We start from the raw sequence: 11,832 nt of genomic DNA, 5'->3' as shown, positions 1-11,832 counted from the left end.
TTCCTCCTTCAGCGGTTCCCCTAGAATTTTTCAGGGTGAACCAGCGCATAAATCAAATACAGAAAAATAAAGAGCGTACATACCAATAATATGATCACGGCTGATCAGCCTCCGGTTCTGAAACCACGCGTCCACACCAGGACATAAACAGCATGAACAGTCCGTAGGTCCCTCCTAATATGAGCACCATATAAAAATCCTGCATAATCCAATCCTCCACGAACCGTATTTGGCATTAAATCTGCAACTAGCTGACAATGGACGAAATCAGGAAAGATACCTGATGATGGTTCGTATGAAGCACCACATCGGCGCCCAGTCCCTTATATATCAACCGCGGATTGTTGGAGTGGGTAATGACGTAAATCGACTTTGTTGTCCATGTCCGGCAAATCCGCAAATAGCGGCAGCACAGATTCAAGCTGCTTTCGAACAGAAACACCTTGCTGACGGGAAACTCGGGAATGATCCAGGTTGACTCGTCTCTGGTATCAATCAGAATAATGTCTTTGCAGCCCAGTTCCATCATCCTCTCCTGCTCGGCCCGATTGTTGGCTATAGCTGCAAACGAAATATGTTTGTACATCAGCTGGCGGATAAATTCCTCCCCGGCCTTATTCGGGGCGGATACCAAGATGAAATCCTGCGGTTTCTCCATGTGTTTCTCCTCCTAAGTTTCAGAAAGAGAAGGCAACAAAAAGAAGCCTGCGGGAGGAGAAGAACTCTTCCCGCAGGCTTCTTATTCATCCACGGTGAAATACACCGTGGCTAAAGTCCACGACAATCGTTGCCTCTCTCGATACGCTTACGAGGTTAGCTGACGGATTCGGGCGTGAGAGTCGCCCTACCCATAGACCGTTATCTTGTCTATGGGATTCACCCCTGAGAGATCAAGTTCATCTCCCGACTGGTTCCCCCGTTCCTTTTCCATTCAAGGACTCAGCGAAAATTGAAAACGAGTAGCATGTTATTCAATTAGCTATTGACTTATATTCCAAGCCTGGCAGAACTGTACAGCCGTCAGAGTCAAGCCGTGAGAGTCGCTTGACCCTGAGCCTCTGGAAGACCCATGGTGCCTTCGCCGAGGTTCTCATTCATAAAGGAGCACCGCAGCTCTCACACTGCCTTGTATCCTTATGAATCTTATCGACCGGCTGCCGCTGTGCCCTGCTCTTGGAATCATCCGTCAATTCATAGTTCGTATCATACGTCCGGCCGTGCGGGATGTAAATGAGCTCAGAAACACGTGTGGCTGAATGTGGAACAAGATCTAACCAGTATGTCTTCATTATCTCTCGAATACTGCTTTATACTATGTATTTCTCTTGTTTTCTCGAATTTATCGCAATCCATCGAGATACTGAGATTTTGCCATGATAATAGATGACAATACCAAATGTACACGTTTTCTTTTACGGATTTCATCGATTTTCGGAATGTATGCGTCAAATACGGTCATTTACTTTTGGCTGCCTCCGGCGTATGATTCATCCATCTATTCGAAACACACGTTATACGCTGAGCTCCCGACAGATCGGGAGACGGGGGAACCAATATCACCGATAGGACTTCTGTTGGTGAATGGGGTGAATCCGCGATGCCTGACCAGGCATTGTGGTAGGGCGCTCTCAAGCCCGAATCCGACAGCTAACCTCGTAGGCGTATTGAGAGAGAACACGATCCAGCCAAGCTAAAGCGGCCGCTTCATCGGCTGCTAACCGGAAAAAGGCCTGGAGAGCGGGGTTTCTCTGCTCACCAGGCCTTTTTGTCTTGCATATAACATCTTATAAGGGAGCGTAGATCATGACGAAACTCATCGAATTCGAAGCACAGGCAACAGCCATCCAAACAGCGCCAACAATATGTGAAGAGCCCATCCGCTATATGGAGATGTTCCGTTTCGACTGGGGCTCGGCTGAACGCTTTATCCCCTGGAGTGATCGAAGCTGGAACTGCGGCTTGTTCAAAATCAGCTGCGGAGAAGCAGCCGGTTATGCGGAATATGCCCTGCCGAGCACGAGAGAATTCGCAGATCTGGTCCGCTGGGCATCTGTATTTGCAAGGCTGCGGGGCATGCCCGTGACTGAGGCCATACGCTATGCTCAGCAGCAGCAGCAATGGGGATCCACTCGGATGCTGCTCGCCGTATCGGCGTTAGCCGATCTGGAGAAGAACCTGCACCAGCATGTAACTCGCGAACGCCTAGGCAGCCTCCCGCTGGAGCGGTCCTTCCTGATGGATTGCTCGCAAGCTTATTATTTCTTTTAAGGTAAGGGCGGTGTTCACACCCCTCACTTGAACATATTTTTCAGCACCATCATGAGGTTAGCCGGCTTCTCCGCCAGCCGCCGGGTGAAGTACGGGTACCACATCGTCCCGTAGGGCATATAACAACGGATGCGATAGCCATCCTCTGCAAGCGCAGCCTGATCGTTCATTCGCAGCCCGTACAGCATCTGAAATTCGAAATCCTCTTTCTCTATGCGGCTCTGCTCGGCAAACACCTTGACCCAGTCGATGATATTGTCATCGTGCGTGGCAATCGCAGTGTACGCTCCCTGATCGAAATGCATTTTGATCAATTTTTTATAGTTATCGATCACTTCGCGTTTCTGCTGAAAGGCGATGGTTCCGGGCTCTTTATATGCCCCCTTTACCAGGCGCAGATTGACCCCCGCCTCCATCAGGCTTCGCACGTCTTCCTCCGTGCGGAACAAGTAGGCCTGCATCACGGTGCCCACATTGGGCAGCCCCTCCTTATGGAGCCGCAGCGTCATATCGATTGTCGCCTGGGTATATGGCGAATCCTCCATATCCAGACGCACGAAATTGCGAAACTCTTTCGCCTTTTTCACCACCGACCTGATATTCTCGTAAGCCTTCTCAAGGTCCAGTGCCATGCCCATCTGCGTCGGTTTCAATGACACATTTGACTGCACTCCCCGCTGTGCGATTCCCTCCACAAGCTTCAAATATTCCTCGCGGTATTCGGCCGCTTCGTCCAGCGTCGTAATGCCCTCCCCCAGATGATCCAGCGTGACGAGAATGCCCTTCGCATTGAGCCTCTCGATTTCATCCAAGGCCTCATCCAGCGTATTGCCGGCAATGAATCGGCCTGCCAATTTCCTTCCGTATTTGATCGACAGCCACTTCACGAGTTTATTGCCGGACACCGTCAGGATCACTTTACGGTAAAACTCGGTTCCGTCCATGCATGCGCCCCCTTTGTAAGGTAAACCAAATGCACCCTCTACCTTAACTCATATGCAAAAATCATGACGGCATGCAGGAAGACATACATATCACGCAGGCAATGGCCGTGTCGGAGCGATTCTGGCTTTCCGGCATTGCAAAGAAACCTCTCCATTACGATAGTGGAGAGGTTTCTTTGCAATGCCGAAGATTCTTTTATTGAGCATTTTAAAATCATTATAGTTCCGATTGATTTTTCGATTTGCAGACAATTGAAGTAGAAAAGTTCGCCATATGTAAAAGAGATAACTGTAAATATTATAATATACCATTTTTACTATTATAAATTCATAATCACACTATTTTTTTAGAGAAAACACAACTTTTTTCATTTGTTAAATTTTAGGATTTTAATATATATTATTCATGTTAATTACAAAAAATAACAGTAAGGGGTTGATTTTTTGAGTTTTTGGGGAGTAATTAAAAAAGTAGCCGCTTTTTTGGCTTTGGTAATGTTATTAAATACGGTATTTGCAGCAATTACTGTATCCGCGCTTCCTGCACATAGCGAACTGCAAAAGACTCAAGAGGAATTAAAACTATCAGAAAGCGAGATTCAAGAACTTCTATTATTTATTCAAGAACATTCTACAAGCATAGAGGAAGCAATCCAAACAGACAACAATTTAAAATTAAAAATGGAGGAATACGACGAGTACAGCAAAGAATTTGCCTTGATACTTGCTTTTGCAGATATAGCAAATAGTCAGACCTCAACGATTAGTCACTTGTCAGATCCCAGTATTCAGAGTGAAATTTCACCGGCGATTTGGCCTATTGTTTGGGCGGTTGTTGCTGCTATAATAAAAGCAGCTGTAAAAAAGAAGATGGGAAAGAAAATCCAGCAGCAACTCGGTGATCGTTTCGATAGAGAAGTTTGGCCTCAAATAGAGCCAGGAATTAAAGCGCAATATGAAAGATATGGTTATACTAGAAACAAAGGACCTGAGTTACCTTCCGCACCGAACGGGATTAATCAGGGCGAGCAAATTATTTCTTTATTTGGTCAAGATGGTACAGAATATTTGAGACTAGATGTCTTTACTTCCCAATCAAGAAATCATACTCGGTGGCACTATCATACAAAAGATGATTGGCCTGATCATAAAGGAAATATTGATTTATACCATAATTCACTTCCAAAGTGGGGTTCAGAGTAAAGTTGCATAAGAGACGATTTCTATTAACGTTTGGTCGAAATTTAGACCATAGTAATATCGACTACTTGGTAAAAAGCCGATTATCCAGGTATAAGGGCGGAATCCAGAAAGATTATTTTAATACCGTTCTTAAAAAGGGCGCCGAAGTTATTCTAAACTACCAGATTATCGATACGAATTTTGATCGAATATCGTCCAGGTATTATTTGGACGACTTTCATTTGACGGAAGCTCAAAAGAACGGCTTCCTGCTTTCATTAAGCAAGCTGAAAGGCACCCATGTCTGGTGCGATCCTAGGATTCAAGGTCATGCGTTCTGTGTAGTGGGTGATATTGAGTTCAGTTTTTATGTGTATCGGTCACTTGAAGGCCAGGAATACCGCTTTCCTCAATACTACAATCATGACGGTAACGCTGATATTATTGTACATTCTCAGTTGCCTAAAATGCCCGAAGAAGAACAATATTTGTGCTTTCCGACTGATTGGAGCCTAGAGGTCAAAGATGAAATAACGATCAAATGGATACAGAAGCTGATTAATTGTAGTTAACGATACTCTAAACCCAGCCGACTCGAACCAAGAAGGTATAAGAATATACTGAAAAAGCTGAACTAGCATCATCTAGTTCAGCTTTTTACATAATTTCAGTCTGTAAAAGGCCAGGTTGATTAAACTTTAGCCCATTGGTCTGATGACGACCACATCATATCCGTTTGGAGAAAAGCAAAAATCACATGTTCTACGCCTTGGCCTTGCCGTTAATCTCCCGGACCACTTTGCCCTGAAACGATTGGTTCATCCAGTAAGCGAGATGAATCCCCTCCTCATTGAAGGTACAATCCGTGGTTAAATAGAACGGCGTCTCCGTCAACCGGATCGTCAGTCTCAGCGTCTGGTCGTTCCAGGTCATGGAGGCGGCATAGTCGTTATCCTCGAGCATAATCAACTTCGTGGTTCCTGACTTCCACTCATTGCGGCCAAAGGCAATCGAATTCGTGCCGTCTTCCCCCGCAAGCTCCATTACAGCGCCATCTTCTTCGAACCGAATGGAGATCGAATGCAGCTTATCCTCATTCTCCTCCAGCTCATACACAATTCCGGTAATGTCCTGCTCGATCGGGGAACGCGCTTCTTCCCTTGGGGGATCCAGCTTGAGCTCTTGCAGCACTCCAGCAAGAGAGGACTCGGCCCCCGTGTCAGCCGGCAGCTTATCAGGTCCCATGGCAGGCAGCAGATGCTCCCATACCACGTCCAGCACTTCCTGCATGTCCCCAAGGCCGGAGGTAATGGCGATGACCGCATCCTGCTCCGGCAGCATGACGCAGAACTGGCCGAATGCGCCATCACCTCGATATCCTCCATGACGGCACATCCAGAATTGATAACCGTAGCCTTCGGTCCAATCCGATGTGGAGTCCGCAGGTCCGTTGGATATCTGCTTCGAGGTTGCCTCTTCGATCCAGTCTTCCGGAATCAGGCGGCGGCCTTCCCACACCCCCTTCTGAAGGTAGAGCTGGCCAAACTTGGCGATGTCCTCGGTCTTCACCTTAAGCCCCCATCCACCGGTATTGATTCCCTTCGGACAGCTTTCCCAGGTGGCTCCATGTATGCCAAGCGGTTCGAACAGACGGGGCTGCAGATAATCCAGCAGCGTGATGCCGGTTACCTTCTGCAGAATAGCCGAGAGCATGTAAGTCGCTGCGCTGTTATAGACAAAATGAGTTCCAGGTTCATGCTCGACTTCTTGTTTGAAAAAATCATCTACCCAGATATCGGACTGCATGGCAGGCTCCTGGGCATGCCCCGTTCCCATAATAAGCAAATCGCGTATCGTCATGGCGGACAGATTTGAAGAAGGTTCCTCCGGCGTATTTTCCGGAAAGAATCCGATCACCTGATCCTCCAGCGTGACCCGGCCTTCCTGGGCCAGAAGTCCAATCGCGGTAGAGGTGAAACTTTTGCTTAACGAGAAGAGCATGTGCGGCTTGTCCGCCTGATACGGCTTCCACCAGCCTTCCGCTGCGACATGCCCGTGCCGCACCAGCATGAAGCTGTGCAGCTCAAGCTCCTTCTCCTGAATCGATGCGATAAAACGTTCAATAGACTGTGATGAGATTCCTTGGTTTTCGGGGGTACTTCTTGGCAATAACGGAACCGTATTCATATTCATCTTCCTTTCGCCTCTCCCTGTATTAACAAGATACATTCATCCGTACGCTTCCATTATACACCGGATAATGGAACCGCTTCATCATATCGAATCGCACGAAAGCCCCGTCGTTCGCTAATCTCATTCAAGTCCTCCCGTGCAAGAAAGGAAGCCTCCTCATTACGCCCGCGCGCCAGTTCCTCCCCATCCACTTGAGCATTGCCGCACTGCACCATTTCCTCCGAATACAGTGCCGGATGGGACAGGAAGAAGTACTGGTCTTCCGTCAGACCGCTAAGCACCCTTTCAAACGAATCGGCGCCGTCCGGGACACCACCCGGGAAGAAGTTGTAGTAATCGCGATGGTTGATAAGCCCCTTCGCTTCAATCCAGCGGTCCAGCTCTTCCTGCAGCCCGGGTATAAAGCGTTCCGGCAGCATATGAGAGTCCGCGTAAGAAATCTTGAACCCTGCTGCGGTCAGTTTATCAAGCTGTGCTTCGCATTCCACGATAATCTCCTGCAGTGAAGGCGGATGATCCCGGAACAAGATCGGGTCCTGATAGAAATATCCGGCCCGATCGACAAGCGAAGGAACCTGTTCCTTCGCGGCAACAGGTCCCCAGCGTACGTTATCCCACTCCGCATTCAGCGTCATATGAAACCCGAAGCAGATATCCTTGCGATGTGCCAGCAGCTGCGCGGCCTCGGCTAGATAGGGGCCGGGCGCCATAATGGACACATTTTTAATAAAACCGGCATCCACACTTCGGGCAATCGCAGCATTGGCTGAACGGCTGGAAGCGTAATCGTCCGCTCTCGTGATGATCCGCCTCATTTTACCGCACCTGCCGCAATCCCCTTGATGATGTATTTCTGCGCGAAAATATAGAATATAACCACCGGGATAATGGTCAGTGTCAGACCTGCCATCGCCTGGTTCCACACAATCGTGAATTCCCCGAAGAAGTAGAAGGTGGAGAGCGGAATGGTCCGCAGCCCTTTGTCGGACAATGTCAGCGATGGAAGCAGATAGTCATTCCACAGGGCAATGACATTCAGGATGGCAATCGTCACACTGATGTTCTTCAGCAGCGGAAACACAATTCTCCAGAATACACCCAGTTTGGAGCAGCCATCGAGCGTTGCCGCTTCCTCCAGCGCCACCGGCACGGATTTAATGAAGCCGTGGTAGAGAAAGACCGCCATGCTCGAAGTAAAACCGATATTCATATAAATCAGACCCTCATGGGTATTAAGCATCGGAATGTGAAGATTGCTGCGAATCCAGTCCATGACCTGCATCAGCGGCATCATCAGCGTCTGGAACGGAATCAGCATCGTTGCCACAAATGTGAAGAAAATGACTTTGCTCAGCTTGTTATCCGTACGCACCAGCATCCAGGCCGTCATGGAGGCGAGCACGATGACAATGACAACCGAGATGATGGTGACATAGAGCGAGTTGCCCAAAGCAGTGAAGAAATTCATCTTCTCCATCGCCGATTTATAATACTCGAAGCTGAAGGAGGAAGGCAGCGCAAGCGCATTCTCATACAGCTCTGCACGATCCTTGAACGAGTTAATCAGCATGAGGAAGACCGGGGACAAGAAGACCAGCGCAAAGAGGAACAGCAGAATGTCGAGCAGCCATTTACCTGATTTCTTCATTACATCTGCACCTCTTTTCTCTTCGTGATGATGACTTGCGTCAGCGTGAGTCCAGCAACAATCAGGAAGAAGATGATCGCTTTTGCCTGACCTAAGCCATAATTGCCGTAAGCAAAGATCTCATTGAAGATATTCATCGCAAACATCTCTGTCGCATTGCTCGGTCCGCCCTTGGTCAGGGACAGATTGACATCATAGATTTTGAACGCACCCGACAAGGTCAGGAACAGACAGATCGTGAAGGAAGGCATCAACAGCGGGAACACAATGCTCTTCAGACGCTGCCACAGACTGGCGCCATCCACCTTGGCCGCTTCCATCAGCTCATCCGGAATCCCCTGGATTCCCGCGATATAGATGATCATCGTATAACCTGCCAGCTGCCAGGTGAACACCGCAACGATGGCATACAACGCAAACTGCGGATGCAGCAGCCAGTTAAAGAACACACTGCCGAGCCCTGTTTTCTCTCCCAAGAAACTGAAGGCATCCGTAAAAATAAACTGCCAGATGTAACCCAGGATCAGACCGCCGATCAGGTTCGGCATGAAAAACATCGTCCGCGCCGCGTTTCTTGAGCGGAGTTTTGTCGTAACGAGCAGTGCAAACCCAAGCCCCAAAATATTGACGCAGACCAGCGCAAGCAGCGTGAATTGAACCGTATGCCAAGCCGATGACAGGAATCGGTCGTCCTGGAACAGCTGAACGTAATTGTCAAACCCTACGAATACTTTCGGATTGGCCGGAATACCGTCCCAATTCACAAAAGAGTACACAATACCGATAATGAACGGGATGATGACGACCGTCGTGAAAATAAACAGAAGCGGCACCGTAAACAGGGCAAACCAGGCTTTGTCCTTTCTTTTGCTCATAATCCATACCTTCTTTCCGTTCCGGATGATTCCCGCGCGGGCGGCATCAAACCTTGAATTCGTGTTAGAAAAAAAAACAAAAGCCTAACGCTCTTGGATCATCAGAACGTCGGAGGCTAGGCTTTCGTTTTCATGGAATTGTTATTTCACTTCATCGGCTTTGCCTGCTTCTTACTTGGATGCTTTCGCCCATACCTCATCAAGTTTCTGCAGGAACTGTTCACCTGTCATGCCCGGATTCATGAAGTACTCCTGCGTCGCCGGAGCCAGGTCATTCGTGATGATGCCCGACGGGAAGTAGTTCAGTGCCCAAGTAATCGTCTCGCCTTTCGTTGTTGCCTCATGCACCGCTTGGGACAATGGATCCAGGTCGCCTGCTTCAATATTCGTTAAAGCCGGAATGAATTTGAAATCGTCCACGATGGCTTTCTTGCCTGTGTCGCTGGTAAACAGCCAATTCAGGAAAGCGTTCGCAGCTTTGACTTCATCAGCATCAGCCTGATTGTTGACGACCCAGTAGCTCGCCACGCCAACGGCGATTTTATCGTTGCCCGCAAGCGGGAACGGCATCATGCCGACCTTGGAGCCGAAATCACCGAAGTCCGCAAGCATGGAGTAGCTCCAGTTGCCTTGATGCACCATAGCCGTTTTTTCTGTTGCAAAGTCACCCATCTGGCTGTCGTATTTTACTTCCAGCGGATTCTTGGCATTGGCTTTGATCACATCCATGAATTTGGCCCACTCCTGGAACTCTTTCGTGTCGGCCATCTTCACTTCGCCTTTATTCAGCTGTTCAATATAAGCCAGCGGATCCGCTTGAAGCGCAAATGGTGTATTGAGAATGTGTCCGATCAGGAAGTATGCCTCCTGGGACAAGCTCAAACCGTTCTTGCCATCAGCCTTCAATTGCTCCATCGTCTTGGTGAAGGAGTCCAGGTCTTTCACATTCGCCGGATCTACCAGGTCCTTGTTGTATACAAGTCCGAAGCCCTCTACACCGTATGGAACGCCAACGGTTTTATCGTCGACCTTCAATTCCATGTCAGGCGCAATGTTCTTAACATACTCTTCGCCGCTCAAGTCGGAGAAATAGGATTTCAGCTTCTCGGACTCGGGTCCCTGTGCTACGCTGAATATCGTCGGTCCCTGATTGCTGCCGAGCTTTGCTACCAGCTGCTGCGAATAGGCATCGCCCGCTGCACCCCATACTTCAACCTCGTTGCCGGTTTCTTCTTTATAAGTTTTAACCAAGGCTTCAAGTGGTTCTGTAATTTCAACTTTAGATTGGAAGAGCGTAATTTTCTTTAGCTTATCTCCCCCGGATGCTGCTCCAGACTCTTTGTCAGATGTACCGCCACAGGCCGCAAGTGCCGCAACCAAAGCGGTTGCCGTCAGTATGCTTAATACCTTTTTTACTTTTTTCAAGTGACACGCCTCCCCCTAAGGACTCTATAAAGTAAAACGTTTACAAACCCATCATATGGCGGTTTATCTAGATTGTCAATAAAAATTGTACGCGTTTTCATAAAAATATTAAGTAAAAAAACTAGTAAAATATTAGATATTTTACTAGTTAAATTCCCTGCGTTTTATTTTACTGTTTTCCGCCACTGGATGGTGGCATTCAGTTTAAAGGGTTCCCTGCCCGTGGTGCCCTTGATCATTTCCAACAGTTCCTTCGCCGCTAAATAACCGCTTTCATAACGGGGGATGGCAATCGTGGTCAATCCGGCCATGGCCGCCGCATCCGAATTGTCGAATCCGGTGATCGAGATATCCTCCGGTACCCGCAATCCATTCTCCTCCAGCGCTTTAATCGCGCCCAGAGCCATGTTGTCATTCGCGCAGACCAGCACTTCTGGCAAGACGTTACTCAGTACCAGGATTTTGGCAGCCTGATATCCGCTTTCCTCACTGTAGTCGCCATGAAAGTAATTGCGGCGATCAAAGACGATCCCGTTCTTCGCAAGCGTATCTATAAATCCGGCGTACCGCTCCTTATGGTCCAAAGTAAACTCCAGCCCGCCGATGTATCCAAATGTTTTGAACCCCTTATCCACCAAAGCCTGAACCATCTCACACATCACAGGGTAATTGTCAACGATCACGCTCTTGGTGTTGGCATACTCGTTATCGATAATCCGGTCCATGAGAACAACGGGAAATTGAGGCGTAGCTACAGAGACCAAATATTCGTCCGTCATATTCCGGTCCAGACTTATGGTACCGCTTGCAAATTTGCTGCGCATGAAATTCGTGCTGGATTTATTCGTGCAGATGATGAGGTCATACCCGTTCTCCGTCAGGCAATGGCTGATGCCCTTGATGATTTTTAAATAATAATCGCGATCAAAGTCGCTGAATACGAATATAATCGTGTTGCTTTTATCGGATTTGGTCCCCTTATGTGGAAAATAGCCATGTTCCGAGCATAATCTCAGCACCCGCTCCCTCGTATCCTGGCCCACGTTCTTGCGTCCGTTAAGTACATTGGACACTGTAGACACCGAGACATCCGCGAGCCTTGCAATTTCCTTCAAACCACTCATGCGTCCTATCCCCTCTCCAAAGGCGTTAGTGAATTTAATATAACATGGTTTTATTTTTAATAAAATTTACTTATTTTGTTTGGACGAGTTTTGGCATGGAAAATAATTGATGGGGATCATCGCTTAAGCAGGAAATTCTTTGCTTATACAAGCCAAGAAGCAGGCCATACGAT

At 48.1% G+C, this 11,832-nt stretch carries 12 protein-coding genes and 2 riboswitches; of the genes, 3 read left to right on the top strand and 9 right to left on the bottom strand.

What is annotated here, in order from left to right:
* Nucleotides 1-20 precede the first annotated feature (20 nt).
* A complete protein-coding gene (locus M2277_RS31730) occupies nucleotides 21-98 on the bottom strand; it encodes a potassium-transporting ATPase subunit F (RefSeq protein ID WP_076151255.1) in 78 nt (25 codons plus the stop codon).
* Nucleotides 99-247: 149 nt separating this feature from the next.
* Nucleotides 248-658 carry a hypothetical protein gene (locus tag M2277_RS09930; RefSeq protein WP_280754676.1) on the bottom strand — a complete coding sequence of 137 codons (411 nt, stop codon included), beginning with the start codon at nucleotides 656-658 and terminating at the stop codon, nucleotides 248-250.
* Nucleotides 659-786: 128 nt separating this feature from the next.
* Nucleotides 787-955, bottom strand: a riboswitch (cyclic di-AMP (ydaO/yuaA leader).
* Between the two features lie 551 nt (nucleotides 956-1,506).
* Nucleotides 1,507-1,678: riboswitch (cyclic di-AMP (ydaO/yuaA leader) on the top strand.
* A 125-nt stretch (nucleotides 1,679-1,803) separates the two neighbouring features.
* Here M2277_RS09930 and M2277_RS09925 point away from each other — a divergent pair.
* Nucleotides 1,804-2,268, top strand: a complete 465-nt coding sequence (locus M2277_RS09925) for a hypothetical protein (RefSeq protein ID WP_006207794.1) — start codon at nucleotides 1,804-1,806, stop codon at nucleotides 2,266-2,268.
* 23 nt (nucleotides 2,269-2,291) lie between these two features.
* Here M2277_RS09925 and M2277_RS09920 read toward each other — a convergent pair whose 3' ends face one another.
* Nucleotides 2,292-3,212, bottom strand: a complete 921-nt coding sequence (locus tag M2277_RS09920) for a proline dehydrogenase family protein (RefSeq protein WP_076151248.1) — start codon at nucleotides 3,210-3,212, stop codon at nucleotides 2,292-2,294.
* 444 nt (nucleotides 3,213-3,656) lie between these two features.
* Here M2277_RS09920 and M2277_RS09915 point away from each other — a divergent pair, with 444 nt between their 5' ends.
* Nucleotides 3,657-4,415, top strand: coding sequence for a YpjP family protein (locus M2277_RS09915; RefSeq protein WP_280754675.1), 759 nt, complete (start codon nucleotides 3,657-3,659; stop codon nucleotides 4,413-4,415).
* A 221-nt stretch (nucleotides 4,416-4,636) separates the two neighbouring features.
* Nucleotides 4,637-4,966 carry a hypothetical protein gene (locus tag M2277_RS09910; protein ID WP_228029893.1) on the top strand — a complete coding sequence of 110 codons (330 nt, stop codon included), beginning with the start codon at nucleotides 4,637-4,639 and terminating at the stop codon, nucleotides 4,964-4,966.
* 190 nt (nucleotides 4,967-5,156) lie between these two features.
* Here M2277_RS09910 and M2277_RS09905 read toward each other — a convergent pair whose 3' ends face one another.
* From M2277_RS09905 to M2277_RS09880, 6 genes are all read right to left on the bottom strand, one after another.
* Nucleotides 5,157-6,587: a serine hydrolase domain-containing protein gene (locus tag M2277_RS09905; protein ID WP_280754674.1), complete on the bottom strand. Its 1,431-nt coding sequence runs from the start codon at nucleotides 6,585-6,587 to the stop codon at nucleotides 5,157-5,159.
* Nucleotides 6,588-6,640: 53 nt separating this feature from the next.
* The gene (locus tag M2277_RS09900) at nucleotides 6,641-7,402 is read right to left on the bottom strand and encodes a polysaccharide deacetylase family protein (RefSeq protein ID WP_063478394.1); all 762 of its coding nucleotides are present in this window, start codon (nucleotides 7,400-7,402) and stop codon (nucleotides 6,641-6,643) included.
* Entirely contained in the window at nucleotides 7,399-8,235 is an 837-nt protein-coding gene (locus M2277_RS09895; RefSeq protein ID WP_006207789.1) for a carbohydrate ABC transporter permease, read from the bottom strand. The genes M2277_RS09900 and M2277_RS09895 overlap by 4 nt, the downstream gene beginning before the upstream one ends.
* Nucleotides 8,235-9,110: a carbohydrate ABC transporter permease gene (locus tag M2277_RS09890; protein ID WP_006207788.1), complete on the bottom strand. Its 876-nt coding sequence runs from the start codon at nucleotides 9,108-9,110 to the stop codon at nucleotides 8,235-8,237. Before M2277_RS09890 ends, M2277_RS09895 begins: the two co-directional genes overlap by 1 nt.
* Before the next feature lie 171 nt (nucleotides 9,111-9,281).
* Nucleotides 9,282-10,535 (bottom strand): ABC transporter substrate-binding protein, encoded by a 1,254-nt coding sequence (locus tag M2277_RS09885; RefSeq protein ID WP_280754673.1) that lies wholly within the window; start codon nucleotides 10,533-10,535, stop codon nucleotides 9,282-9,284.
* 164 nt (nucleotides 10,536-10,699) lie between these two features.
* On the bottom strand, nucleotides 10,700-11,659 hold the full coding sequence (locus tag M2277_RS09880) for a LacI family DNA-binding transcriptional regulator (RefSeq protein WP_006207786.1): 960 nt from the start codon (nucleotides 11,657-11,659) through the stop codon (nucleotides 10,700-10,702).
* Between the last annotated feature and the right edge of the window lie 173 nt (nucleotides 11,660-11,832).

It is taken from the genome of Paenibacillus sp. LBL (assembly GCF_029893715.1).
GTDB classification, from domain to species: domain Bacteria; phylum Bacillota; class Bacilli; order Paenibacillales; family Paenibacillaceae; genus Paenibacillus_AQ; species Paenibacillus_AQ glucanolyticus.
Note: the sequence above shows the minus strand (reverse complement) of the source record. Positions and strands in the feature narration are given on the sequence as shown.

Coding starts and splice junctions, on each gene's coding strand:
- M2277_RS09905 (WP_280754674.1), bottom strand. CDS start 6,587: ATGAATATGAATACGGTTCCGTTATTGCCAAGAAGTACCCCCGAAAAC.
- M2277_RS09880 (WP_006207786.1), bottom strand. CDS start 11,659: ATGAGTGGTTTGAAGGAAATTGCAAGGCTCGCGGATGTCTCGGTGTCT.
- M2277_RS09895 (WP_006207789.1), bottom strand. CDS start 8,235: ATGAAGAAATCAGGTAAATGGCTGCTCGACATTCTGCTGTTCCTCTTT.
- M2277_RS09925 (WP_006207794.1), top strand. CDS start 1,804: ATGACGAAACTCATCGAATTCGAAGCACAGGCAACAGCCATCCAAACA.
- M2277_RS09900 (WP_063478394.1), bottom strand. CDS start 7,402: ATGAGGCGGATCATCACGAGAGCGGACGATTACGCTTCCAGCCGTTCA.
- M2277_RS09890 (WP_006207788.1), bottom strand. CDS start 9,110: ATGAGCAAAAGAAAGGACAAAGCCTGGTTTGCCCTGTTTACGGTGCCG.
- M2277_RS09920 (WP_076151248.1), bottom strand. CDS start 3,212: ATGGACGGAACCGAGTTTTACCGTAAAGTGATCCTGACGGTGTCCGGC.
- M2277_RS09930 (WP_280754676.1), bottom strand. CDS start 658: ATGGAGAAACCGCAGGATTTCATCTTGGTATCCGCCCCGAATAAGGCC.